At 67.8% G+C, this 24017-nt stretch carries 21 protein-coding genes and 2 tRNA genes; 12 read left to right on the forward strand and 11 right to left on the reverse strand.

The window, feature by feature from the left end; genetic code table 11:
- Positions 1 to 102: 102 nt before the first annotated feature.
- The 8 genes from C507_RS21955 to C507_RS21960 all read left to right on the forward strand — a co-directional run bounded on the left by C507_RS21955 (position 103) and on the right by C507_RS21960 (position 9279).
- A complete protein-coding gene (locus C507_RS21955) occupies positions 103 to 636 on the forward strand; it encodes a GNAT family N-acetyltransferase (RefSeq protein ID WP_051089814.1) in 534 nt (177 codons plus the stop codon).
- A 113-nt stretch (positions 637 to 749) separates the two neighbouring features.
- Positions 750 to 2225 (forward strand): RimK family protein, encoded by a 1476-nt coding sequence (locus C507_RS0118155; protein ID WP_018701148.1) that lies wholly within the window; start codon positions 750 to 752, stop codon positions 2223 to 2225.
- A 696-nt stretch (positions 2226 to 2921) separates the two neighbouring features.
- A complete protein-coding gene (metK, locus tag C507_RS0118160; protein WP_018701149.1) occupies positions 2922 to 4100 on the forward strand; it encodes a methionine adenosyltransferase in 1179 nt (392 codons plus the stop codon).
- A 251-nt stretch (positions 4101 to 4351) separates the two neighbouring features.
- The gene (locus C507_RS0118165; protein ID WP_018701150.1) at positions 4352 to 6046 is read left to right on the forward strand and encodes a glycine/sarcosine N-methyltransferase; all 1695 of its coding nucleotides are present in this window, start codon (positions 4352 to 4354) and stop codon (positions 6044 to 6046) included.
- 192 nt (positions 6047 to 6238) lie between these two features.
- The gene (locus tag C507_RS0118170) at positions 6239 to 7195 is read left to right on the forward strand and encodes an ABC transporter substrate-binding protein (protein WP_018701151.1); all 957 of its coding nucleotides are present in this window, start codon (positions 6239 to 6241) and stop codon (positions 7193 to 7195) included.
- 125 nt (positions 7196 to 7320) lie between these two features.
- Positions 7321 to 7989: a L,D-transpeptidase gene (locus C507_RS0118175; RefSeq protein ID WP_018701152.1), complete on the forward strand. Its 669-nt coding sequence runs from the start codon at positions 7321 to 7323 to the stop codon at positions 7987 to 7989.
- 153 nt (positions 7990 to 8142) lie between these two features.
- The gene (locus tag C507_RS0118180) at positions 8143 to 8811 is read left to right on the forward strand and encodes a L,D-transpeptidase (RefSeq protein WP_018701153.1); all 669 of its coding nucleotides are present in this window, start codon (positions 8143 to 8145) and stop codon (positions 8809 to 8811) included.
- Positions 8812 to 8985: 174 nt separating this feature from the next.
- Positions 8986 to 9279 carry a hypothetical protein gene (locus C507_RS21960; protein ID WP_018701154.1) on the forward strand — a complete coding sequence of 98 codons (294 nt, stop codon included), beginning with the start codon at positions 8986 to 8988 and terminating at the stop codon, positions 9277 to 9279.
- Between the two features lie 33 nt (positions 9280 to 9312).
- On the opposite strand, the gene C507_RS0118190 is transcribed toward C507_RS21960, so the two are convergent.
- Positions 9313 to 9780 carry a MaoC family dehydratase gene (locus C507_RS0118190; RefSeq protein WP_018701155.1) on the reverse strand — a complete coding sequence of 156 codons (468 nt, stop codon included), beginning with the start codon at positions 9778 to 9780 and terminating at the stop codon, positions 9313 to 9315.
- Between the two features lie 138 nt (positions 9781 to 9918).
- Between C507_RS0118190 and lhgO the strand changes: the two genes are divergently transcribed.
- Positions 9919 to 11136, forward strand: a complete 1218-nt coding sequence (gene lhgO / locus C507_RS0118195; protein ID WP_018701156.1) for an L-2-hydroxyglutarate oxidase — start codon at positions 9919 to 9921, stop codon at positions 11134 to 11136.
- A 494-nt stretch (positions 11137 to 11630) separates the two neighbouring features.
- Positions 11631 to 11879, forward strand: a complete 249-nt coding sequence (locus C507_RS0118200; RefSeq protein WP_018701157.1) for a putative hemolysin — start codon at positions 11631 to 11633, stop codon at positions 11877 to 11879.
- A 199-nt stretch (positions 11880 to 12078) separates the two neighbouring features.
- Here C507_RS0118200 and C507_RS0118205 read toward each other — a convergent pair whose 3' ends face one another.
- Together C507_RS0118205 and C507_RS0118210 are read right to left on the reverse strand one after the other, a co-directional pair.
- Complete coding sequence (locus C507_RS0118205) at positions 12079 to 14475, reverse strand: 1-deoxy-D-xylulose-5-phosphate synthase N-terminal domain-containing protein (protein ID WP_018701158.1); 2397 nt, start codon at positions 14473 to 14475, stop codon at positions 12079 to 12081.
- Positions 14476 to 14535: 60 nt separating this feature from the next.
- Positions 14536 to 15555, reverse strand: a complete 1020-nt coding sequence (locus C507_RS0118210; protein WP_018701159.1) for a 1-aminocyclopropane-1-carboxylate deaminase — start codon at positions 15553 to 15555, stop codon at positions 14536 to 14538.
- Between the two features lie 156 nt (positions 15556 to 15711).
- On the opposite strand from C507_RS0118210, the gene C507_RS0118215 reads away from it, so the two are divergent.
- Positions 15712 to 16173, forward strand: coding sequence for an Lrp/AsnC family transcriptional regulator (locus C507_RS0118215; protein ID WP_026319230.1), 462 nt, complete (start codon positions 15712 to 15714; stop codon positions 16171 to 16173).
- Between the two features lie 169 nt (positions 16174 to 16342).
- The gene (locus tag C507_RS0118220; protein WP_018701161.1) at positions 16343 to 16801 is read left to right on the forward strand and encodes a GNAT family N-acetyltransferase; all 459 of its coding nucleotides are present in this window, start codon (positions 16343 to 16345) and stop codon (positions 16799 to 16801) included.
- 177 nt (positions 16802 to 16978) lie between these two features.
- On the opposite strand, the gene C507_RS0118225 is transcribed toward C507_RS0118220, so the two are convergent.
- The 8 genes from C507_RS0118225 to C507_RS0118260 form a co-directional block, all read right to left on the reverse strand.
- The gene (locus tag C507_RS0118225; RefSeq protein WP_169508988.1) at positions 16979 to 18856 is read right to left on the reverse strand and encodes a sensor domain-containing diguanylate cyclase; all 1878 of its coding nucleotides are present in this window, start codon (positions 18854 to 18856) and stop codon (positions 16979 to 16981) included.
- 136 nt (positions 18857 to 18992) lie between these two features.
- A tRNA-Arg gene (locus tag C507_RS0118230) sits at positions 18993 to 19068 on the reverse strand.
- A gap of 482 nt (positions 19069 to 19550) precedes the next feature.
- Positions 19551 to 19856: an ETC complex I subunit gene (locus tag C507_RS0118235; protein ID WP_018701163.1), complete on the reverse strand. Its 306-nt coding sequence runs from the start codon at positions 19854 to 19856 to the stop codon at positions 19551 to 19553.
- Positions 19857 to 20012: 156 nt separating this feature from the next.
- Positions 20013 to 20089: transfer RNA gene (locus tag C507_RS0118240), tRNA-Pro, on the reverse strand.
- A gap of 77 nt (positions 20090 to 20166) precedes the next feature.
- Entirely contained in the window at positions 20167 to 20610 is a 444-nt protein-coding gene (locus tag C507_RS0118245) for a DUF192 domain-containing protein (protein WP_018701164.1), read from the reverse strand.
- A 393-nt stretch (positions 20611 to 21003) separates the two neighbouring features.
- Positions 21004 to 21591, reverse strand: a complete 588-nt coding sequence (locus tag C507_RS0118250) for a cold-shock protein (protein WP_018701165.1) — start codon at positions 21589 to 21591, stop codon at positions 21004 to 21006.
- A 229-nt stretch (positions 21592 to 21820) separates the two neighbouring features.
- Complete coding sequence (locus C507_RS0118255; RefSeq protein ID WP_018701166.1) at positions 21821 to 22591, reverse strand: SIR2 family NAD-dependent protein deacylase; 771 nt, start codon at positions 22589 to 22591, stop codon at positions 21821 to 21823.
- Between the two features lie 105 nt (positions 22592 to 22696).
- The gene (locus tag C507_RS0118260) at positions 22697 to 23917 is read right to left on the reverse strand and encodes an OpgC family protein (protein ID WP_083923665.1); all 1221 of its coding nucleotides are present in this window, start codon (positions 23915 to 23917) and stop codon (positions 22697 to 22699) included.
- Positions 23918 to 24017: the final 100 nt, after the last annotated feature.

Here is a 24017-nt window from a genome sequence, read left to right on the forward strand (position 1 = left end):
CCGGAATATGGCGCGCGGCGCCGCGATCACCAGATGATGCCGGAGAACGATGCATTTCACCCGACATGCGGCCGCCCCGCCTGTCTCCAGCATGGGCGCGCCATGTCGTCTGTCCGCCGCCGATCGCCTGCCTCCCGCCCCGTTCCCGGCCTGACGCTGCGTGCAGCCGCGCCGGCGGATCTGGACGCCCTTGTCCGCCTGGAAGAGAGCGCCTTCGCCACCGATCGCCTGTCCCGGCGCAGCCTGCGCACGCTCATGGCCCGCCCGTCCGCGGCGCTGATCGTGGCGGAGGTCGACGGCCGCATCGTGGGCGCGCTGCTGCTGCTTTTCCGCCGGGGCTCGCGAATCGCCCGCCTCTACTCGCTCTCCGTCGCGGCAGAGGCACGCGGCACCGGCATCGGGTCCGCCCTCTTGTCGGCCGCCGACCAGGTGTCGGCCGCCCGCGGAGCCGTCGTCATCAAGCTGGAAGTGCGCACCGACAACGCCGGCGCCATCTCGCTTTACCTCCGTCATGGCTATCGACATGCAGGCGACTGGCCCGCCTACTACGACGATGGCGCCGATGCGCATCGATTCGCGAAAACGCTCTCCCCGCCGCCTCCAGGTCGGGCAGCCGCGCGGAGGCGTTTGCGCTGACAGGCTTGCCCGCCCCGGCGAACGAACCCGGGCACAAAGCGATTGAACAGGGGCCACACCCCGCGAACCCGGTCCTTAACGACCGGGGCGGACACCCTCAGGGAGCCTGACCAGTGAGTGACTGGGTCATTCTCGTCGATCACTACCGGGATTTCGACCAGGCCGAGACCATCCACAAGGTGCTCACGGTCCGGGACTATATCGCCCGGCCGCAAATCTTCGCCGGCCGCCGTCCCATCCTGGTGAACCTGACCCGCAGCTATGCCTATCAGAGCGCGGGCTACTACGCCTCGCTGCTGGCCGAGGCGCGCGGCCACCGCGTGCTGCCCACCGTCCACACCATGATCGAGCTGTCGCGCAAGGCGCTCTACCGCGCCGGCCTGCCGGAGCTCGAGGATGCCCTCAACTCCGACCTGCGCCGCATGAACAATCCGCCAGAGCGTCCGGTCCGTCTGCTGGTCGGTTTCGGACAACCCGACCGGACGGGGTTCGAACGCTTCGCGGCCCTGCTGTTCGACTGGTACCGCGCGCCCCTTCTCGAAGTCTCGCTCGGCGACGGGCCTTGGGCTGCCATCACCCGGATCCGCACGCTGCCGATCCAGAGCCTTGCCGCGGCCGACCGACCGTTCCTCCTCGATTGTTTGGAACGCCATACCCGCCGGCGCTGGCGCACCCCGAAGCCGCGCAAGCCGGCCCGCTACACGCTGGCCGTCCTGCACAATCCGAGAGAAGCGCTGCCTCCCACCAGCCGGCGCTCGCTGGAACAATTCGCCACCGTGGCCGAGCGCATGGGCGTGGCCGTCGAGCTGGTGCAGAAATCCGACCTGACCCGGCTCGCCGAATATGACGCACTGTTCATTCGGGAAACCACCTCGATCGACGACCACACCTACCGGTTTGCCCGTCGGGCCGAGCAGGAGGGCATGCCGGTCATCGACGACACCGTCTCGATGATTCGCTGCACCAACAAGATCTACCTGAAGGAGCTGCTGGAGGCCCACCGGGTGCCGGTGCCGAATAGTCTCGTCCTCGCCTCCCCGGCCGATGCCGCACGTGCGGCCGAGACGCTGGGATTTCCGGTGGTTCTCAAGGTCCCGGACGGGTCCTTCAGCCGCGGCGTGCACAAGGTCCAGACGATGGAGGAGCTGAAGGCCCTCGTCGCGTCCCTCCTGGAGGAAACCGACCTGCTGCTGGCTCAGGAGTACATGCCGACGAGCTTCGACTGGCGCGTCGGCGTGCTCGGCGGCAAGGCCCTCTTCGCCTGCCAGTACATGATGGCCAAGAACCACTGGCAGATCATCAAGCATGAGGACGGCAAGGCGGCCCGCGAGGGCGGCTTCAAGACCTTCGCCGTCGACGAGGCACCCGCCGAGGTGATCGATGTCGCCATGCGCGCCACCGCCGCCGTCGGCGACGGTCTCTACGGGGTCGACATCAAGGTCGGCCCGGACGGACCCGTAGTCATCGAGATCAACGACAACCCGAACCTCGACACCGACGTGGAAGGCGGCGTCCTGAAGGACGAGTTGTGGAAGGCCGTGCTGGGCTGGTTTCTCGCCCGCCTCGAGGCGAAGCACAGCCAGCCCTGAGCCTCTGCACCATGGCGGCAGGCCGGCAACGGCGTCCGGCGCAGGGCGTTCGCTCTGGGCGAGCCGATCCCTTGCGCTCCGATCCGTTCGGGTCTGGTCGAATGCGGTCGGTTCAATCCGGGCTTGCCGCTTGCGGCCCTGATCGCCTGCGATCCCGCCGGCTGTGGCCGGGCGGTCAGGCGGACCTGAAGGGCCCGATCGCACGCGCCCGCCCGTGCAGTCTCACCAGGGAGGCACGCCTGACGACGACGACTGGCCACCCTAACATGAGAAATATTGAATTGGTAGGTTCTGCTCTCGTCAGATTTCACTATGGTGTCGGCGACGCGTGCCGGGGTTTCGCAACCGCGGAACCGGTGGGGGCTTCGTCATGGTGGTGTCATATCGCCTGCATTTAGACCCGCACATGCACGCGCACATTCTGAAAACGGCACGATCGTGCCGCGAATTGGTGTGGGCTTGGGGAACAGGCGCTAACTCTACGGAAAAGCGGCTGCGTTTTTCGGTAGGTTTGCTTTCGACCTCGCAATCTACGCTGTCGTAGAGGGCCTGCCCATCACAGCACGGTCGGCACGAAGCCGGAACGCGCCCCGTTTCGCGGGTGTCCGCACGGTTTCGGCCATCACGAGCTAGCCTGTCCTTTGCCGGCGCCCGGCGCTGCGCGGAGGAGGGTCAGAACGAACAAGGGAAACGTAAATGTCGCGCAATTATATCTTCACGTCGGAGTCTGTCGGCGCCGGTCATCCGGACAAGGTCGCCGATAACGTCTCCGACGCCGTGCTCGACGCCTGCCTGTCCGTCGATCCGCACTCCCGCGTCGCCTGCGAGACGTTGGTCAACACCGGCCTCGTCGTCCTGTCCGGCGAGATCACCACCAAGGCGCAGCTCGACTATTCCGACATCGCCCGCGAGACCATCCTCGACATCGGCTACGACAATCCGGCCTACGGTTTCGACGGCAAGTCCTGCGCCGTTCTTGTTGCGCTGGACAAGCAGTCCCCGGACATCGCCCAGGGCGTTGACGAGGGTGCCGGTCTCGACCTGGAACAGGGCGCCGGCGACCAGGGCCTGATGTTCGGCTACGCGTGCCGCGAGACCGACGAGCTGATGCCGCTCCCGATCCAGCTGGCCCACCGCCTGACGGCGAAGCAGGCCGAAGTCCGCAAGTCGGGCAAGCTGCCGTGGCTGCGCCCGGACGTGAAGAGCCAGGTGTCCGTCGCCTACGACGACAACAAGCCGACCCACGTCGACACCATCGTGCTCTCCACTCAGCACGATGAGGACGTGTCCTACGAGGACCTCAAGGCTGCGGTCATCGAGGAAGTCGTGATGCCCGAGGTGAAGGCCTTCGGCGTCAACAAGGACATCAAGTTCCACATCAACCCGACCGGGCGTTTCGTCATCGGCGGTCCTGTCGGCGACTGCGGCCTGACCGGCCGCAAGATCATCGTGGACACCTACGGCGGCATGGGCCGTCACGGCGGCGGTGCCTTCTCCGGCAAGGATCCGACGAAGGTCGATCGCTCCGCCGCCTACGCCGCCCGCTATGTCGCCAAGAACATCGTGGCGGCCGGCCTCGCCGACACCTGCGAGGTCCAGATCGCCTACGCCATCGGCGTGGCGCGTCCGGTGTCGATCAACATCAACACCTTCGGCACCGGCAAGATCGGCGAGGACCGCATCGCCAATCTCGTGCGCGAGCATTTCGACCTGCGCCCGAAGGGCATCGTCCAGATGCTCGATCTTCTGCGCCCGATCTACCGTCCGACCGCGGCCAACGGCCACTTCGGCCGGACCGAGGACAGCTTCTCCTGGGAGAAGACCGACAAGGCCGAGGCGCTCGCCGCCGACGCCGGCGTGAAGATCGCCTCCTGACACCACTGAGGCCGGGCGCGCACGCATGCCCGGCGCTCGTCATCGGCTGCGGCAACGGCTTTGCCGCAGTCGCGTGCGGGATCACCTCCTTGGTCCCGCAACGCGTATGACCGCGACTGCCGGTGTGCCGGCCTCTCCGGAGGCGGCCGCCGGTCAGCACAAGTAGGTCGCCGGCCGTCGTTCGGGAGGTGGGGATCCGCGTTGGCCCCTGGATGCGACAAGCGAGGTCGGCAAACCGAAGGATCACCGATATGCAGCAGAAAGCCGAAATCAACCGCGAACTCGTCCTCCAGGAACAGGAATACGAGGGCGATCCGACCGAGGTGCGCGAGACCGACCAGTACCGCGCCGAGTACGTCCAGTCCTTCGTGGAGAAGTGGGACGAGCTGATCGACTGGGACGCGCGCGCGGATAGCGAGGGGCGCTTCTTCGTGGACGTGCTGCGCTCGCGCGGCGCCCACAGCGTGCTCGACGTCGCCGCCGGCACCGGCTTCCATTCCGTCCGCCTGATCGAGGCGGGCTTCGACGTGACCACCAGTGACGGCAGCGCGGCGATGCTCGCCCGCGCCTTCGAGAATGGCAAGGACCGCAAGCTCATCCTCAAGACGGTCCAGTCCGACTGGCGCTGGCTGTCCAAGGACATCAACGGCAAGTTCGACGCCATCATCTGCCTCGGCAACTCGTTCAACCACCTGTTCGACGAGAACGACCGTCGCCGCGCGCTGGCCGAGTTTTACGCCTGCCTGAAGCATGACGGCGTGCTGATCATCGATCAGCGCAACTACGACGCCATCCTCGACAAGGGCTTCAGCACCAAGCACAAATACTACTATTGCGGCGAGAAGGTCGTTGCCGAGCCGGAATATCTGGACGACGGTCTCGCCCGTTTCCGCTACTCGTTCCCGGACGGGTCGGAATACAATCTGAACATGTTCCCGCTGCGCAAGAACTACATGCGCAAGCTGCTCCAGGAAGCCGGATTCCAGACGATCCGGACCTATGGCGACTTCCAGGAGACCTACCAGGAATACGATCCCGACTTCTTCGTCCACGTCTGCGAGAAGAGCTTCGTGGAGGACGAAAGCCTCGAGGATCCGACCCTCGCCGACGCCGCGAAGGCCGCCGCCACCACCGCCGAGGCCTACTATGACGACAAGGCCGCGGACGAGTTCTACTTCAACATCTGGGGCGGCGAGGACATCCACGTCGGACTCTACGAGACGACGAAGGACATCAAGGAAGCCAGCCACCTGACGGTCAAGCAGATGTGCGAGACCGCCGGCCGGATTGATGCCGACACCCGCGTTCTCGACATCGGCGCCGGCTACGGCGGTTCGGCCCGGGTGCTCGCCCGCACCTATGGCTGCCCGGTCGTGGCGTTGAACATCTCGGAGATCCAGAACGCGCGGAACCGCCAGATGAACCGCGAGCAGAAGCTCGATCATCTGGTCAGCGTTCATCACGGCTCGTTCGAGGACATCCAGGAGCCGGCGGAGAGCTTCGACCTTGTCTGGGCTCAGGACGCCATCCTGCACTCCGGCAACAAGGCGAAGGTGTTCGAGGAGGTCTTCCGCGTCCTGAAGCCGGGTGGCCGCTTCATCTTCACCGACCCGATGCAGGCCGATGTCGTCGAGAACCCCGAGCTTCTCAAGCCGGTGCTCGACCGCATTCACCTCGACAACATGGGCTCCTTCGCTCTCTACCGCCGTCTGGCGCGCGAGGCGGGCTTCACCGAGGGCCAGCATCTCGACCTCACCGGCAACCTGCGCACCCATTACGCGCGCGTCGCCGAGGAGGTGAAGGCCGACTACGACAGCCTCGTGGGGCTTTCTTCCGAGGCCTACCTCCAGCGCATGCTGACCGGCCTGGACAACTGGGTGACGGCGGCCGACGCCGGTAACCTGGCCTGGGGGATCCTCCTGTTCCAGAAGCCGGAAAGCATCTGAGCTCCGGCCTCCGGCGGACACCCCGCCCCTGCGAACCCGAGAAGGCGCGCGCCGAGCGCGCCTTTTCTTTTGTCCGACGCCCGGACACAATCGCTTGAGCGATACGCCCCGCACTCCCGCTCAAGGGCCCGCTGGGGCATGATTGCAACCAGACGCGGCGTCGCGTGCGCCGACCAAACCGGGAGAAGCCGCATGCGGCGCACCGTTCGAACCGCCCTTGCCGTCGGGATCCTGGCCACGAGCGCCCTTCCCGTCCGCGCGGCAGACGTTGTCATCGGGGTTGGCGACTGGCCGTCCGCCCAGGCAACCGCCCACCTGATCAAGGCCATCGTGGAAACCCGGCTCGGCGGAACCGCCGAACTGCGCTCCGGCGCCACGGGCGAGCTCTGGGAGGCGGCCGGTGCCGGCGAGATCGACATCCTGCCGGAGGTCTGGCTGCCCAACGACCGCACCCAGGTCGCCACCCATGTCGACGGCTCCCACGCAGTCACGCTCTTGTCGCGCGGCGTGCCGGCCCGCCAGGGCCTGTGCACCACGAAGCAGGCGGCCGAGGCCTTCGACATCCGCTCCGTCGACGACCTCCGCGCGAAGCAGACCGCCGACCTGCTCGACACCGATTCCGACGGGACCGGCGAGATCTGGATCGGCGCGGAGGGATGGAACTCCACCCGCATCGAGAAGATCCGGGCGAAGAGCTACGGCTACGACAAAACCATGACCCTGATCGAGGCGGACGAGCCGGTGGCGATGGCCGGCATCGACGTGGCCGCCTCGCTGGGCGAGCCCATCGTCTTCTACTGCTACGAGCCGCACCACATGTTCGCCCTCCACGACCTCGTCATGCTGGAGGAGCCGGCCCACGATCCGACCACTTGGACGATCCGCTCGCCGGACGAGGACCCGGACTGGCTGGAAGCCTCCACCGCGTCCACCGCCTGGGCGATCTCCTTCATCCACATGGCGCACCGCACCGGGCTGGAAAAGGATGCGCCGAAGATCGCCGCGCTGCTCGCCAACATGGACTTGCAGCCCGATGCGATCGAGGACATGACCTATGCCCTCATCGTCGAGCGGACGCCGCCGGAAGACTTTGCCCGCGCCTGGATTTCGGCCAATGCCGACCGGGTCGACGGCTGGATTGAGGACTAGGTGCCACTCGAAAGCGTCCGGTCGACACGGCGAGCCTTCCGGAACCGGGCACGGCCCACGCGCATTGACCTGACAGGCCGGCCGATCATCTTGCCGTGCCGGAGATGAAGTGAGGAACTGGGATCATGATGACCCGCTTGATAGCCGCTCTGGGAATTCTGGCGCTGGCCCTCGGCCTCGCCGGCACCGCCAGCGCCCAGTCGTCGTCGCGGATCTATGACCCGTCGAGCAAGACGTGGATCAGCTTCGATCCGGAAAAGGTGGAACGCGACGCCACCGCGCGCGGCCGGGTCACGCCAGAGCGCTTCCGCCGCACCCTGGTTCCCTTCCGCACCTCCGAGCCGCCCGGCACCATCATCATCGACACCGACCGCAAGTATCTCTTCTACGTCCTGCCCGACTTCCAGGCGATCCGTTACGGCGTCGGCGTCGGCCGCGAGGGCTTCGGCTGGTCGGGCGAGGTGGAAGTCGGCCGCAAGGCGGAATGGCCCACCTGGACGCCGCCTGCCGAGATGATCGAACGCGATCCGGACTCCGCCAAATATGCCGGCGGCATGCCCGGCGGACCGGACAACCCGCTCGGCGCGCGCGCGCTCTATCTCTACAAGGACGGTCGCGATTCCCTCTACCGGGTCCACGGCACCAACGAGCCCTGGTCCATCGGTCACAGCGTCTCCTCCGGCTGCATCCGCATGAACAACGAGGACGTCATCGACCTCTATTCCCGGACCGAGCCCGGTACCAAGGTGATCGTGCTCAAGCAGGGTGCCGCCCTCTACGATCCGACGAGCTGATCGCCGCGAACGGCCAGCGCGGCCGTCCTCACCGGAATGTGTATACAATTGTAGGCCTGCGGGGGCGGAAAGACGGTTTGCGTCACCTGTACGCTTCAGCGACGTGCTAGTTTTCGGTCAGCGAAACACACTGGCTGAGGACATTTGCAACCGATGACGGCTTTCGGCATCAGGCGACTTCTCACGGGCGCGATTCTCGGGCTCGGCGTCGCCCTCGTCGCCGCGGCTCCCACGCATGCGGAGGAGCGAATCTACGATCCCTCGAGCGGCAGCTGGATCACCTATGATCCCGCCCGCCTCGGTCAGGGAACCACCTCCCGCAATACGGTGCCCAAGAAGTTCCGGAAGACCATCGTCGACTACCCCACCGACGAGGCACCCGGCACCATCATCGTCGATACGCAGGAAAAGTTCCTGTTCCTGGTCGAACCGGGCGGCAAGGCGATTCGCTACGGCGTTGGCGTGGGCAAGGAAGGGTTTGCCTGGGCCGGCCAGACCAAGATCGGCCGCAAGGCCGAGTGGCCGTCCTGGACGCCGACGAAGAACATGATCAAGCGCGACCCGGAGCTGAAGAAGTACGCCGGCGGCATGCCCGGCGGCATCAACAATCCGCTCGGCGCCCGCGCCCTCTACCTCTACACCGGCGGCCGGGATTCGCTCTATCGCATCCACGGCACCAACGCGCCCTGGTCCATCGGCCAGAACGTCTCCTCCGGCTGCATCCGGATGAACAACGCCGATGTCGAGGACCTCTACACCCGCGCCAAGGTCGGCGCGAAGGTGGTGGTCCGCCACAATCCGGGTCAGGTCTCCAGCCTCTGAGCCGTCTCGGCTTCGCGGTGACTGGAAAGGTCAAGCGGCCGGTGCCATGCGCGCCGGCCGTTTTGCGTGATGGGGCCGTCCCCGAAATCCGGAATGTCGTGACAGCGTCGCGCCGGGAGCGCCTTATTGCGGCACCGGGCATCGGGCCCGGCCAGAACAGGAAGACCGCTGTCCATGCGTGCCCCCCTCCTCGCCGTGCTTGCTTCCGCCGCCCTGCTGTCCGCCCCGCTGCCGAGCCTCGCGCTCGACCCCGGACCGGGCGTGGGTCGCCCCGGTCCGGGCGTGCGGCCGGGGCTTGGCGCCCCCGGCGTCGGTGCTCCGGGCACCCCGGTCACGCGCTCCATCGCCCGGCTTCCCGGCGGCTGCGTGAACGTTCGCTACCGCGGTGGGCCGGCCTATCGCTGCGGCGGCGTCTACTACCGGCCCGTCGTTCAGAACAACACCACCGTTTACGTCGTCGTGGACTGACCAGCCTCCGGCACGCACATCCGGCCGGAGCACCTATTCCGGCCGGATGCCGCGCTGCCAGACGACCACCCTCGAGGTCATCACCTGAACCACCTCGCCGCGCTGGTTCAGCGTTTCGGTGCGCAGGGTCACCAGCCCGCGCTCGGGCCGCGAGCGGGAGGGTTTGATCTCCACGATCTCGGTGACCGCGGTCAGGACGTCGCCAGGACGCGTCGCACGCGGCCACGTCACCTCGCTGCCCGCCCCGATGATGCCGTTCGCCAGCGGCGCCCCGCCCTCCACCAGAAGCCGCATGGTGACGGCCGCCGTGTGCCAGCCGCTCGCCGCCAGCCCCCGGAAGAAGCTCGCGTCCGCCGCCGTCTCGTCGAGATGGAAGGGCTGTGGATCGTAAGCGGCCGCAAACGCCTTGATCTCCTCCGCCTCCATGGTGTGGCTCGGGCTGGTGAAGCGCTGCCCGACGGCAAGGTCCTCGAGATGAAGCGGGGCGGCAGTCTCGGTCATGATCGCGTCCGGGTTCGGTGAGACCGGGGATTCGGCTTCCCGATCATGAGCCCTCCTGGCCGCCGACGCGACCCGCGTCCTTGGCGCGTTCCCCCGCCATGCGCTATTGGGGGCGAAACGGCAAAGGACCACTCCGGCATGGCGGACGGGCGCGTCTACGACTTCCTGGTGATCGGCGGCGGCATCGTCGGCCTCTCCTGCGCCATGCAGCTCGCCGAGCGCCATCCCGGCGCCGCCATCGCGGTGGTGGAGAAGGAAGCCGCCCTCGCCAGCCACCAGACGGGCCACAACAGCGGCGTCATCCACGCCGGCGTCTACTACGAGCCGGGCAGCCTCAAGGCCCGCTTCTGCGCGGCGGGTGTCGACGCCACCATCGCCTTCTGCCGGCGCCACAAGCTCCCCTTCGAACAATGCGGCAAGCTGCTGGTCGCCACCAACGCGCTGGAACTCGAGCGCATGGACGGCCTGGAGGCCCGCTGCCGCCAGAACGGCCTGTCGCCGATCCGGCTGTCCGCCGGCGAACTCACTGACCGCGAGCCGGCCATCACCGGCCTCGGCGCCCTGCTGGTGGAGCGCACCGGCATCGCCGACTACCGCGCCATCGCGCTCGCCATGGCCGACGAGATCCGCGCGCGTGGCGGCGAGATCCACCTGGAGACCGGCGTTCTGGCCATTCACGAGGCCGACGACGCCGTCACCGTCGAGACGTCCCAGGGACCCTTGCGGACCCGGATGCTCGTCGTCTGCGCCGGGCTGCAGGCCGACCGGCTGGCGCGCATGGCCGGCATCAAGACCGACTTCCGGATCGTCCCCTTCCGCGGCGAGTTCTACAAGCTCGCGCCGGCGCGCGGCCGCATCATCGATCACCTGATCTACCCGATCCCGGATCCGGCCCTGCCCTTCGTCGGCGTCCACCTCACCCGGATGATCGACGGCTCCATCAAGATCGGCCCTAACGCCGTTCTTGCCCGCGCCCGCGAGGGCTACGGCAAGGCCGATATCAGCCTGCGCGATCTCGGCGACACGCTGCGCTATCCCGGCTTCTGGAAGCTCGCCGGCCGCCACTGGAAGAGCGGCATCACGGAGATGCGCAATTCGCTTTCAAGGGCCGCCTACCTGGAGCTCGCCCGCAAGTACTGTCCGTCGCTCACCCTGGACGACCTCCTGCCCTACGAGGCCGGCATCCGTGCCCAGGTGGTGATGGAGGATGGCAGCATGCAGAACGACTTCATGCTGCGCGAGACGAAGCGGATGCTGCACGTGTGCTGCGCCCCCTCGCCGGCCGCCACATCCGCGATCCCGATCGGCGCCCACGTCGCCGACCGCGTCGGTGCCCGCGACCTGAACCCGGCCTGAGACCACCCCGGCCCGGAACCGCCAGGCCTCGGATCGCGCAGCCCCGGGTCGCGTCGCCATGCATCGCACCGCCCTGTGATCCCCTCACCGTCGACGGTTTCCGGCCGGGTTCAGTCGCTCCCCGGGTCGCGCCTCTCCCTCGCACGCCTCTCTTGAAGCGCCGCTTTAAGAGCCGAACCCAATCCTGATTTTCTTGGTTAACAAATTGCTTCAAACATTTATGTAAGTTGATGAATTTTCGAAATTCTCAGATTGTCTGCGAAGCTGATTTTCGGCGTCATAAGCAGATCTTATGAGCGAGAAGTGGCGAATGGTGCCCAGCGTCGCCATCCCGACCCAGGGGCTCGACCGGCCCCGGTGGTTAACGCTTCGCCGCCATGTGCGCTGTCCATCTGCCGCGGAAATGCTTTAGATCGCCATAACGGCCGGACGTCCCGGAACCGTCCCCGTGGGGGCACCGACCGACGGCCTGCCAGATGAGAGAGGACCACCCCATGACCCCGTTTCCGCCCGCCGCCTGCCTGCTCGCCGTTGGCCTGGGCCTCGCCGCCTGCACCCCCAACGATGGCGGCCCGGCGCAGCCGGCCGTCGGCCTGGCCAACCCCGCCTCGGTCTACTGCATCGAACAGGGCGGCACGCTGGAGGCCTACACCACCGCCGCCGGCACCTCGAACGAGTGCGCCCTGCCCGGCGGCATCCGCATCGACGAGTGGGAGCTTTACCGCCGCGACCATCCGCAGTGAGCGACGGCCATCCCTTCAACACGGCACGGCAGACGCGCGTCGCGTGGCGCCACCTGAAGCGGCGTCGCGTTAGGCTTCGACATCAAGGGCTTGAGCCCCGGACCTGTGGTCCGCTCTCATGCTGTGGCGGCGCGGTCCCGGCCCCGCCCGGACCGTGCTCGCCGAAACCGGCCTCTGCATGAACTGGCAGGTCCGGCGGTCAGACCTGGTCGGGCACGCCGCGCGGCACCCGTCCCGCCGGCCGGCCGGCGGTGAGCCCCTCGACGGTCTCCACGATCGCCTTCGCGTCGATGCCATAGTGGGCGTAGAGGTCGCCGATCGTTCCGGTCTGGCCGAAGTGCTCCACGCCGAGCGGGATCGTCCGGTGCCCGGCCACGCCGCCGAGCCAGGAGAGCGTCGCCGGGTGGCCGTCGATCACCGTGACGATCCGGCAGTGGGCGGGCAGTCCGCCCATCAGCCGTTCCACGTGCGCCTCGGCCCCCGACAACTCCCGCGCCCGCGCCCGTTGCGCCGCCGTCCAGCCGGCATTCAGCCGATCGGCCGAGGTCACCGCCAGCACGCCGATGTCGCGCCGGCTGTCGGCGAGATGGCCGGCCGCGCGGATCGCCTCCGGCGCCACCGCGCCCTGGTAGGCGATGACCACCTCGGCATTCGGCCCCGGTTTGCGCAGCCAGTAGGCGCCGTCGATGGCCCCCTGGCGGAAGGCATCGTCGGCGCGCTTGCCGGGCTGTTCGATCGGGTTGGTCGTCAGCCGCAGATAGACCGAGCCGCCCGTCTCGTCGCGCAGCCAGGTGCGCTCGTCAGGGTCGCCCTCTCCGTCGCGCTGCAGATAGTCGAAGGCCCATTCCAGGATCACCGCCAGCTCGTCGGCGAAGGCCGGCTCGAAGGCCGCCAGCCCGTCCTGGGACATGCCCACCAGCGGCGTGCCGATGGACTGGTGCGCGCCCCCCTCCGGCGCCAGCGTCACCCCCGAAGGCGTGCCGACGATCAGGAAGCGGGCGTCCTGATAGCAGGCGTAGGTCAGGGCATCGAGGCCGCGGTTCACGAACGGGTCGTAGACGGTGCCCACCGGGATCAGCCGCTTGCCGAACAGGCTGTGCGACAGCCCCGCCGCGCCCAGAAGCAGGAACAGATTCATCTCCGCGATGCCGAGCTCGATGTGCTGGCCCTCCGGCGCGAACTCCCACTTCGCCGTCGACGGGATGCGGTGACTGATGAAGGCGTCGGACTGTTCCGCCCGGGCAAACAGCTTGCGCCGGTTCACCCAGGGGCCGAGGCTCGTGGTGCCGGTCACGTCCGGCGACGTGGTGACGATGCGCGCGGCGAGGTCGCTGTCGCCCTTGGCGAGCGCATCGAGGATCTTGCCGAACGCCGCCTGGGTGGAGATCTCGCGATCGTCCGGTGCTGGCACCGCGGGCACCGGAATATGCGCGTCGGAATAGCGCCGCGGCCCGCTTTGGAAGAACGGCACGTCGGCCAGAAACGCCTTCAGCGCGTCGACGTCCTTTACCGCGGCGAACGGTTCCCATTCCTGGCCTTCCGGCACCCCCATGTGCTTCTGCCACTCGGCCATCTGGGCCTTGGTCATCAGGCCGCCGTGGTTGTCCTTGTGGCCGGCAATCGGCGTGCCCCAGCCCTTGATGGTGTAGGCGAGGAAGCAGGTCGGCCGGTCGTGGTCAATGGATGCGAAGGTCTCCGCCATGGTCGCCACGCAGTTGCCGCCGAGATTTTCCATCAGCGCGGCGAGCTCCGCGTCGCTGCGCCGGTCGATCAGCGCCGAGACGTCCCCCTGGTCGCCGAGATCATCCATCAGCCGCTTGCGCCAGACCGCGCCGCCCATGTAGGTCAGCGCCGCGTATTCCTGGTTGGAGCAACCGTCGATCCAGGCACGCAGGTGCTCGCCGCCGGGCTCCTCGAAGGCGGCCCGCTGCAAGGCCCCGTACTTCACCCGCACCACGTCCCAGCCGAAGGCGTCGAAGATCTTCTCGACCCGGCCGAACAGGCCCTCGCGGACGATCCCGTCGAGGGACTGGCGATTGTAGTCGATGATCCACCAGGTGTTGCGCAGGTCGTTCTTCCAGCCCTCCTGCAGGCACTCGTAGACATTGCCCTCGTCGAGCTCGGCATCGCCCACCAGCGCCACCATCCGGCCCATCGGCGCGTCGCTGCCCCAGGCCTTGGCGTGGACGTAGTCCTGAATGAGCGAGGCGAACGAGGTGATGGCGACGCCCAGCCCGACCGAGCCGGTGGAGAAGTCCACGTCGTCGACGTCCTTGGTGCGGCTCGGGTAGCTCTGCACGCCGCCGAAGCCGCGGAAGGCCTCCATCTTCTCCCGGCTCTGCCGGCCCATCAGATACTGGATGGCGTGGAACACCGGCGAGGCGTGCGGTTTCACCGCCACCCGGTCCTCCGGCTTCAGCGCCTGGAAGTAGAGCGCCGTCAGGATCGACACCATCGAGGCCGAACTTGCCTGGTGCCCGCCCACCTTGATGCCGTCCGCCTTGGGGCGGATGTGGTTGGCGTTGTGGATCATCCAGTGCGAGAGCCACAGGAGCCGCTGCTCGATGGTCTTCAGATGGGCGTTGGACAACTGCATCGCTCCCGCGTGCTTCTGGAGAAGGCGGGGCCGCGCGGCCCCCTCGTGTCGGACGATCCGTCAGCCGTCCTTGTAGTAGTAGCTGTAGCCGTTCAGCGCCGGCGCGCCACCCAGATGCGCGTAGAGCACCCGCGAGCCTTCGGGGAAGAAGCCCTTCCTCGTGAGGTCGATCATGCCCTGCATCGATTTCCCCTCATAGACCGGGTCGGTCATCATCGCCTCGGTGCGGGCGGCGAGCCGGATCGCGTCGTTGGTCTCCTCGGAGGGAACGCCGTAGGCCGGATAGGCGTAATCCGGGTTGATGACGATCTCGTCCTCGCGCACCGCCCGCCCGAGGCCGACCAGCTCCGCGGTGTTGTCGACGATGGAGCGGACCTGGGCACGGGTCTGGTCGAGGGTGCCGGAGGCATCGATGCCGATGACCCGGTCGGCCCGGTCCTGCGCCGCGAAGCCGACGATCATGCCGCCCTGGGTCGAGCCCGTGACCACGCACACGACGATGTAATCGAAGCGGAAGCCCAGCTCGGCCTCCTGCTCCGCCACCTCCTCGGCGAAGCCGATATAGCCGAGCGCCCCGTACTTGTGCACCGAGGCGCCCGCCGGGATCGGATAGGGGTTGCCGCCGGCGGCCCGCACCGACTCGATGGCGTCCTCCCAGCTCTTGCGGATGCCGATGTCGAAGCCGTCGTCGACGAGGCGCGAATCGGCGCCCATCAGCCGGGTCATCAGGATGTTGCCCACCCGGTCGTAGACCGCGTCGTAATGGGGCACCCACTTCTCCTGGATCACCACGCACTTCATGCCGATCTTGGCCGCCGTCGCCGCCACCATGCGCGTGTGGTTGGACTGCACCCCACCGATGGAGACCAGCGTGTCTGCCCCCGAGGCGATGGCATCCGGCACGATGTACTCCAGCTTGCGCAGCTTGTTGCCGCCCATGGCGAGGCCGGAATTGCAGTCGTCGCGCTTGGCGTAGATCTCCACCTTGCCGCCCAGCGCCGCGCTCAGCCGCGGCAGAGGTTCGATAGGGGTGGGTCCGAAGGTGAGCGGGTAGCGGTCGAATTTCTCAAGCAGCGACATGGGGCACCTCTCCTGGTTGGGTCGACCACCAGACTAGCGCCGACGGCCCGGAAGGTGCTTTCATATTCCGCCGAGCATTTCTCCAAACTTTTACATGCAATTCGTCCATAGCCATGATTACTTGCGATGAAGTCGCCTGAAACGAAAGAATCGTTCATGACCGATCTCGACCGCATCGACCGCGCCATCCTGCGCCATCTTCAGGCCGACGGTCGCCTCACCAATGCCGAGATCGCCAAGGCGGTGAATGTCAGCGCCGCCACCTGCCACCGCCGCACCCAGCGCCTCTTCGACGAGGGCCACGTCGTCGGGGTTCATGCGCGCGTCAATCCGGCCTCCGTCGGGCTGGGCACGCTGGTCATGGTCGGCGTCGTGCTCGATCGCTCCACCCCGGAGAGCTTCGCCGAGCTGGAGGCCGCCGTCTCCGGCATGACGGAGCTTCTGGAATGCCAGCTTGTCGCCGGCGAGTTCGATTATCTGCTGAAGATCCGGGTACGCGACATAGGCGACTTCAACGCTCTGCACGGCCGCATGCTGATCGCGCTGCCCGGCGTGCGCCAGATCCGCACCTTCTTCGTCCTGAAGGAGGTCAAGGAGAACGCGCCGCTTCCCTTCTGAGGCGACAGGGGTGGCCAGGCGGGGGCCGGGTTTGATAGGGCTCGGCGCGCGCCAAGCCCGCCGGCCGATCAGGCCCCGTGGCCGACGCGCCGCTCGATCGCGCCGTTGCGCGGCGAGGCGCGCCCACGGGGTCCGGCCCGACCCGCAAGACAACCGGAACCCGCACGCCATGACCGACCTCAGCGTCCGGCCCAACGCGCCGTTCGATCTCGCCCCCCTCGCCCGCCTGCTGGCAACCGAGGAGGATGTCGCCCTGGTCAATCCCAACGCCAAGTTCCCCTTCGATCCGGCCGAGTGGCAGGAGAAGTGGCTGAACGAGCCCGACGACGCGTCCTTCTACGTGCTCGACGCAAGCGGCCGCGAGATCGGCTTCTTCGCGCTGCGCGTCGGCATCGGGCCGGAGGTTCGCCACCTCGTCTATGTCTTCATCGAGGAGGAGGCGCGCGGCGGGGCGGGCAAGCAGCTGGCCGAGATGGCCGAGGACGCCGCACGCGATCTCGGCGCGATGTCCGTCACGCTCAAGGCGGAAACCGACAACGAGGCCGCCATGCGGCTTTACGAGGGCGCCGGCTACGAAGAGCTCGGCCGCCGCCGCGGCATGGCCACCATGCGGAAGGATGTCGCCTGAGCATTTCCAGGCGAAGTGGGCACCGGTTCGCCGTCCGGAAATGCGACTGAGAAACCCGCATTTCCAGCAAAAGTGGATACCGGTTTTGCGTCCGGAAGCGCGGCCGTGAACCCGCATTTCCAGGCGAAGTGGGCACCGGTTCGCCGTCGGGCCCATGCCGCCTGTAGGCGCGCCTGCCTACCGTCCGCCGTCCGGGGCCGGATCGGCGGTGAGGATCGTCCGGTCGCGCGGCACGGCGGGATCCCCGGCGGTGCCGTGGTGGATCCGGTTGCGCCCGCCGCGCTTTGCCGCGTAGAGCGCCTCGTCCGCCCGCGACAGGAGCCCCACGTCATCGAGGCCGGGGTGGTCCGACAGCCGGATCAGCCCGGCGGAGAAGGTGTGGGCGATGAAGGCCTCGCGGAAGACCGTCGGCACGTCGGCGAAGCGCTGGCGCGCCGCCTCGATGGTCGTGTGCGCCGCCGGGCGGGTGTCGGCCGAAAACAGCACCAGGAACTCCTCGCCGCCGAAGCGCGCCGCCAGGTCGTTCGGGCCGCAGACCCGGTCCAGCTCCTCCGACAGGCGCACCAGCACCGCGTCGCCGGCGGCATGGGTGTAGGTGTCGTTGACCGCCTTGAAGCTGTCGATGTCCACCGCCGCCAGCCACAGCCGGCCGGGCCAGCCACCGCTTTCCTTCAGCTCGTCCACCCGCCGCCCGAAGCCGCGCCGGTTGAGGAGCCCGGTCAGCGCGTCGCGGGTGGCATCGCGTTCCGCCTCTTCCCGCAGCGCCTCCTGGCCGCGCAGCCACTGGGCCAGAGACAGGCTCAGGAGCAGGCTTTCCGCCACCGTCATCACGAAGGTCAGGCGGATGAAGTCCATCTGCGTCCAGCTGATCTGAGGCTCGTTCAGGCCGCTGCCGAGGATGCCGAGCACCGTCGACGCGGAGATGCTGAGCCATCCGAGGAACATCCACATGGCGTAGCCGATGCCGTCGCGCCGCCAGGCGCGCCAGCTCAGCCAGCAGATGTAGACCGGCACCGCGCACAGGAGCACGAAGGTTGCCGGCGCCTCGATCGCCGGCATCCGCACGAACACCGCGAAGGCGAGCCACGCCGCCGAGACCCCGCTGATGACGCGCAGGATGGTGCCGTCCACCGAGTGCCGGTCGACCAGTTGCAGGTGCCGGCGCGCGAACTCCGCCGCCGCGCCGATGAGCAGGAACATCGCCCAGTGAAAGCCGAGCACCTGCAGCCACGGCACACCGGGATAGAGAAGCTGATAGGCGATGCCGAAGAAGTTCGCGCAGAGATAGGCGAGCCCGACCATGTAGACGGCGTAGGCGATCATCCGCCCCTGCCGCATGATGACGCCGTAGAGCAGCCAGAACAGCGCCGTCATCAGCAGGCAGGCCGCCAGGAAGGTGAACAGCGCCACGTAGGCCACCCGCTGGTGCTCGAAGCCCGGCATCGTCCACAGCTTCAGCCCGACATGCATCGGGATCGGAAAGGCGTTGCGAAAGCGCACCAGCACGTCGCGCGTCTCGCCCGGCGGCACGCTGATTTCCACCGCCGGCGCGGCATAGGCCAGCGGCCGCTCGGCGAACGGCACTGCGCCGTCGAAGCGGGTGACGACCGGGCCGCCGGCGCGGCCGTAGACCATCACGTCGAACGCGGACAGAAAGGCGATGTCGTGCGTCACCACCACCGAGCGGGTCGCGTCGGTGTCGTTGGCGAGCCGGAACGCCATCCAGATCGCGGCGCCGGTGATGCCCTGGTTGCGGCTCGCCCGGTTGGCCGCGGACCAGTCCCCGGCGGCAAGCGCCTCGGCGGCGGTGAGCCGGCCGTCAGGATCGCGCAGATAGAGGGCGTGGCCGAGGATCTGTTCGCCGTCGACCAGCGAGCCGATGGCGATCGGCGCCGGGGCCTCGGGTCCGGCGAACACCCCGCGATCGGCGGCATCGGCCGCCCCGACCGCGCCGCTTGCCGCGGTCGCGAAGGCGAGCATCGCGGCACCCGCCAGCGCCCGGACTGCAGCTCCTGGCCGCACCAGCCACCGCAGCGCACCAACCATCCCCCCCATGCGCAAGGCTCCCCGCATGCGCATGCCTATCGCTCGTGCATCGTTCGCCATCCCCTCGCCGCCCCCATAGCACGCACAGCGCGCAGCGCCCATCCGCAACACGCGGGCAATGGCACAATGCAGGAGGAGAAGGAGCTGGCGACCCCGGTAGGATTCGAACCTACGACCATCGGCTTAGAAGGCCGGTGCTCTATCCACTGAGCTACGGGGCCGTCGCCTTCGCCGGCTCGGGCGACCGCGCCGCCCCGCCGGCCCGGACCGTCGGCCGGGCGGTTCCTAGTACCCGATTGTCGCGGCGAAGGGTAGCGCGCGGTTGGTCCGGATCCCCGGCTTGCTTCTCCGACCCGACACGGGTTTTCCCACCGCGCGCCCGGCACCGGACCTTGCTTCGGCCCCCGGCCGTGCCGGGTGTGACGCCCGGCCGTTTTGGTTTGCTCTCGAGCAGTGGCCAAGCCTGGTCCGCGCCGGGGCACTCGTCCTCAGAGGCGCCTTGATCGCCGTGCCGACCGAGGCGTCGAGCCCTTGAGTCCGGACTTCAGGTACTGTCCATAAAGGCCTGACAAAGATCGATTTTCATCGACCCTCTTAAGCAACGGTTAACCATGATTTCGCCGCCCGGCCCGCCCGCTTCGCGGCGCGCGCGCTGCAGCGTCGGTCCTGGCGCCTTGGCGCCTGGCCGCGGTTCCGCGGCCCCTCAGTGGCTCCAGGGGAAGCGCCGGTCGGACTTGAAATTGTCGGCGTAGGCGATGCGGCGCGGGGTGCGCTCGTGCGGCTCATCCACGTGGAAGGGGATGCCGTGCTTCTCGCAATAGGCGATCGCCTCGTCCTTGGTCTCGAAGCGCAGCCGGATCTGGCTCTTCATGTCGCGCGACGAGGTCCATCCCATCAGCGGATCGATGGTGCGCGGCATCTCCGGATCGAACTCGAGGAGCCAGCGGTGGGTCTTGGCCCGGCCGGACTGCATGGCGGTCTTCGAGGGTTTGTAGATCCGTGCGCTCATTCGGTCCTCGTGCACCGGGCTCACAAGGCCCGGATTGGAACGGTTCGACGAACCTTGTTTTGGCGCGCCGCGCCCGTTCCGTAAAGCCCTTTCCGGTCTTGAACGCTCACCAGCGGCGGCGTGATCGATGCCGGAAGAAGCCGGACGTGGGCGAGTTGGTCGGGGCAGCAAGATTCGAACTTGCGACCCCCGGCTCCCAAAGCCGGTGCTCTACCAGGCTGAGCTATACCCCGACGGCCCCATTCCGATACACGGCCCGCCCCCGCTGGGCAACCGAAGACAGGCCGCCGTGCCGCTTTGCGGACCGGTGCTATTCGGCCGGCGTGACCCGCGCGTGCTCGATGCGGTCTCCGGGCGCAATGCCGAGCCGGTCGGAGGTGCCCGCCACCACCTCCAACACGAAGCGCACCGGCGCGCCGGACGGCACGGCATCGGTGGAGTGCGGCGTGGTGTTCTCGGCGATCCGGACGATGGTGCCGTCGGCCTTCGCAAAGATCATGTCCAGCGACAGCGGCGTGTTCTTCATCCAGAAGGACACCGGCTGCTCGCGGGCGAAATCGAAGAGCATGCCGTGATCGGGCGCCATCTCCTCGCGGAACATCAGCCCCCGGGCCCGCTCCATCGGATCGTCGGCGATCTCGACGGTGAAGGCATGGCTCTCCCCATCCTTCGTGACGACGGTGAGCGGCGTGTCGGCCAGCGCCGGTACGGCGAGACCGATGAGCAGGAGAAAGGCGCTGACAAGGCGCGACATGGGAACTCCGGGGATGCGATCGGGCGCCGGCAGCGTGTTCGGCGGATGCCGCGACTGTGCCGGAGCCGGCCGCGCACTTCAATGGCCCGCGCCCTATCCCATTTGCCGCTCCTCCCGACTGAAGCCGGCATCGGGGGCTGCAGGCCGCGGCCTGTCGCTTTACCCCTCACGCGGAGCGGGTTCTTGCCCCTCACGCCGCGTGCGCTCACGCGCACCGGCTCCGGGTGGGCGGCCTGACATCATTGAGCCGCGAGCGCGAACGGAAAACCGCAAGAGCACTTTTCCTGCACTCGCTTGGCGGCACGCGGTCGCGTGCCGGTTGGTGCGGTCCGGAGGGGACTTGAGTTGTGTCACCCCGAAAGGGCCACAGGCGCAGCCTGTCGCTTTGATTGCTCAGTGCGAATGCGGGATGTTGCCGCCGGTCTCGGGGCGGATCTCCGCGGCCATCAGCCCCTTGGGGCCGTTGCCGAAGCGCACCAGCACCGCCTGGCCCGGCCTGAGCTCGGTGATGCCGAAGCGGCGCAGCGTTTCCATGTGCACGAAGATGTCCTCGGTCCCCTCGCCCCGGGTGAGGAAGCCGTAGCCCTTGGTCCGGTTGAACCACTTCACCCAGGCCTTCTCCGGCCCTTCGGTGGGCGTCACCTGCACATGGGTGCGCGAGGGCGGCAGCTGGGAGGGATGGACGGCGGTGGATTCGTCCATGGAGAGGATGCGGAAAGCCTGCAGCCCCTTCGGCCGGTCGAGCACCTCGCAGACGATGCGGGCACCTTCATAGGCCGTCTGGAAGCCGTCGCGCCTCAGGCAGGTGACGTGCAGGAGCACGTCTTCCGTTCCGTTGTCGGGAACGATGAAGCCATAGCCCTTCGAGACGTCGAACCACTTGATCTGGCCCGCCACCTCGACGAGGTCGAAAGCCGTTTCTTCCCCTGCGTCGGAGCCAACCAGGTCCAGATCGGACGACGCTGTCAGTTTCCCACTCATGCGGCAGAGCCCCCGTGTCCGCTTACCGCCACCCTGCGAACCGCCGGAAACGAATCGTTAAGAACGATACCATTCCCGGTTGTCCGGCGCGATATGGCGCGGCGAAACCGGCTCCAACTGTGTTGAAAATGTGACAGCCTGCGGCCGATCCGCCTTCATCCCCAACCGAGTGTCTTTTGCAAACCCATGGTCGGAAATCGTTTTTCAGCCCGGCGGCCTGCCACCACACTCAGGGGGCCGAGACCGCCAGCGGCTCGAAAATCGCGCCGATGGTCCCCCGCAGCACATAATCGGCTGCCTGGTCCTGCTCCGTCGCGTCGCGATTCACGATGACGAGCGTCGCGCCGTTCATCCTGGCGGCCAGGGGAAATCCGGCGGCCGGATAGACCACCAGCGACGAGCCGGCCGCGATGAACAGGTCGCAGTCGCGCGCCGCCGCTTCGGCCCGGCCCATCTCGTGAACCGGCATCGGCTGCCCGAAGCTCACGACCCGCGCCTTCACCAGCCCACCACAGGTGAAGCAGCGCGGCGCGTGGCCACTGGCTTCCAGCTCGGCGAAGGCGTCGTCCAGGCTCATGCCGGCGCCGCAATCCAGGCAGCCGGCCGACGTGGCGTTGCCGTGCAGCTCGATCAGCTTGTCCTCCGGCACGCCGGAGCGCTGGTGCAGCCCGTCGATGTTCTGGGTGATGACCGCGCCGACGATGCCGCTCTGCACCAGGCCGGCGATGGCCCGGTGAGCGGTGTTCGGCGTTGCCGCGTCGAACAGCTTGCGCATCTCGAAGCGGCGGTGCCAGTCCTCCAGCCGCGCGTCCTCGTCGGCCAGGAAGTCGTCGAAATAGATCGGTTGGCGCTGCGACCAGATCCCGCCGGGGCTGCGGAAATCCGGGATGCCGGACTCGGTGGAAACGCCCGCCCCGGTGAAGACCACCGCGCGCCCCGCCCCGGCAACGAGATCGCCCAGGAGCGCACGCGCTTCAGCGAGATCGTCGACGGTGGTCATGGCGTACTCCGACAGTGAAAGGCGAACCGCTCGCCCCTTTGCGTCTCACAGCGTTCCCCGTCCGGCAAGCGCAGGGACGGAGGCTTTTCGGCTTTGCAAACAGGCTTATTCGCCCGCCACCAGTCGCGGATCCCGCGCCGCAGACGCGCGGTCGCCGGCTGCCGCTGTCCGCTCTGCGGCCGTCGCGCCGTGCCCCGCGGCCGGCTTGCGCCACGGCTGCGACTTGAACCAGGCGGTGGTGTAGGCGGTGATGATGAGGATCCCGAAGCCGGCCAGGTTCACCAGCGCGGTGGTGGCGACGGTGCGGCCGGTGAGGTCGAGCACCATGCCGGCCACCTGCGCCAGCACCATCCCGGCGAGGAAGATTGCCAGCGACTGCTGGCCCACCTTGCGGGTGATGGAAACGAACCGGCCCCAGGCGCCCGCCCCGGCCAGCCGCCGGCCGCCCTCGCCCGCCGCCACCCAGGCCAGGTAGGCGAGCGCCAGGAAGTGGACATAGCGCAGGAAGCCGAAGTCGGTCTTGTCCAGCATCGGCCAGACGGCGTCGCGCGCATCGTAGATCCACTGGAAGGTCTGCCAGCCCTTGTAGTGGGCAAAGGGCACGATCAGCACCACGATCGCCGCGGCCAGGATCACCAGCCGCCGGTCGATCGGGGGCGGCTTCAGCCAGCCGGCCATGAAAGCGAAGCCGGTGAAGAAGACCAGTTGCCAGGCGAACGGATTGAAGAACCAGGCGCGGTCGGTGCGCGGGTCCGCCGGCAGGTCGAGATGGCCGGTGGTGGCCACCAGCCAGAGGGCGCCGATGGCGGCCAAAGCCAGGTAGGGCGAGACCCGCGCCAGCGCCACCACCAGCGGCATCAGGGCGAGGATCACCAGGTACATGGGCAGGATGTCGAAATAGTTCGGGACGTAGGTGAGCGTCATCAGTCCGAATAGCGAGCGGGCGGTGTCCTCGAAGAAGGGCAGGACGTAAAGCCGCTCGGTGTAGTCGACGCCGGTATCCAGCCGATTGAAGACGATCAGCAGCGAGACGGTGATGGCGAACAGGCCGATATGCGCCCAGTAGACCTGCCAGACCCGGAAGGCCGTGCGGGCCGTGCCCATCCACCATCCGTGCCGCAGGAAGGTGCCGCCGAAGGCGATCGCCGAAGCCATGCCGGAGCAGAAGACGAAGATCTCGGTGGCATCGGAAAAGCCGAAACGGGCCGGGATCCAGAGCGTCCAGGTGTTGCCCGGCACGTGAGCGACGAAAATGATGAACATGCCGAGGCCACGAAAGAAATCGAGCCTCAGGTCACGCGGGCGAGGGGAAACGGGCGGGGTCAACGGCCTCTCCGGGGGATGAGGTCCGCGATACGGGGCCGCGTTGGGAAGGCGGCTACGGCGCGACGGACATCCTTGCTTGTGTCGTGTTGCTTCTGCCGGA

Source organism: Amorphus coralli DSM 19760 (assembly GCF_000374525.1).
Lineage (GTDB): Bacteria > Pseudomonadota > Alphaproteobacteria > Rhizobiales > Amorphaceae > Amorphus > Amorphus coralli.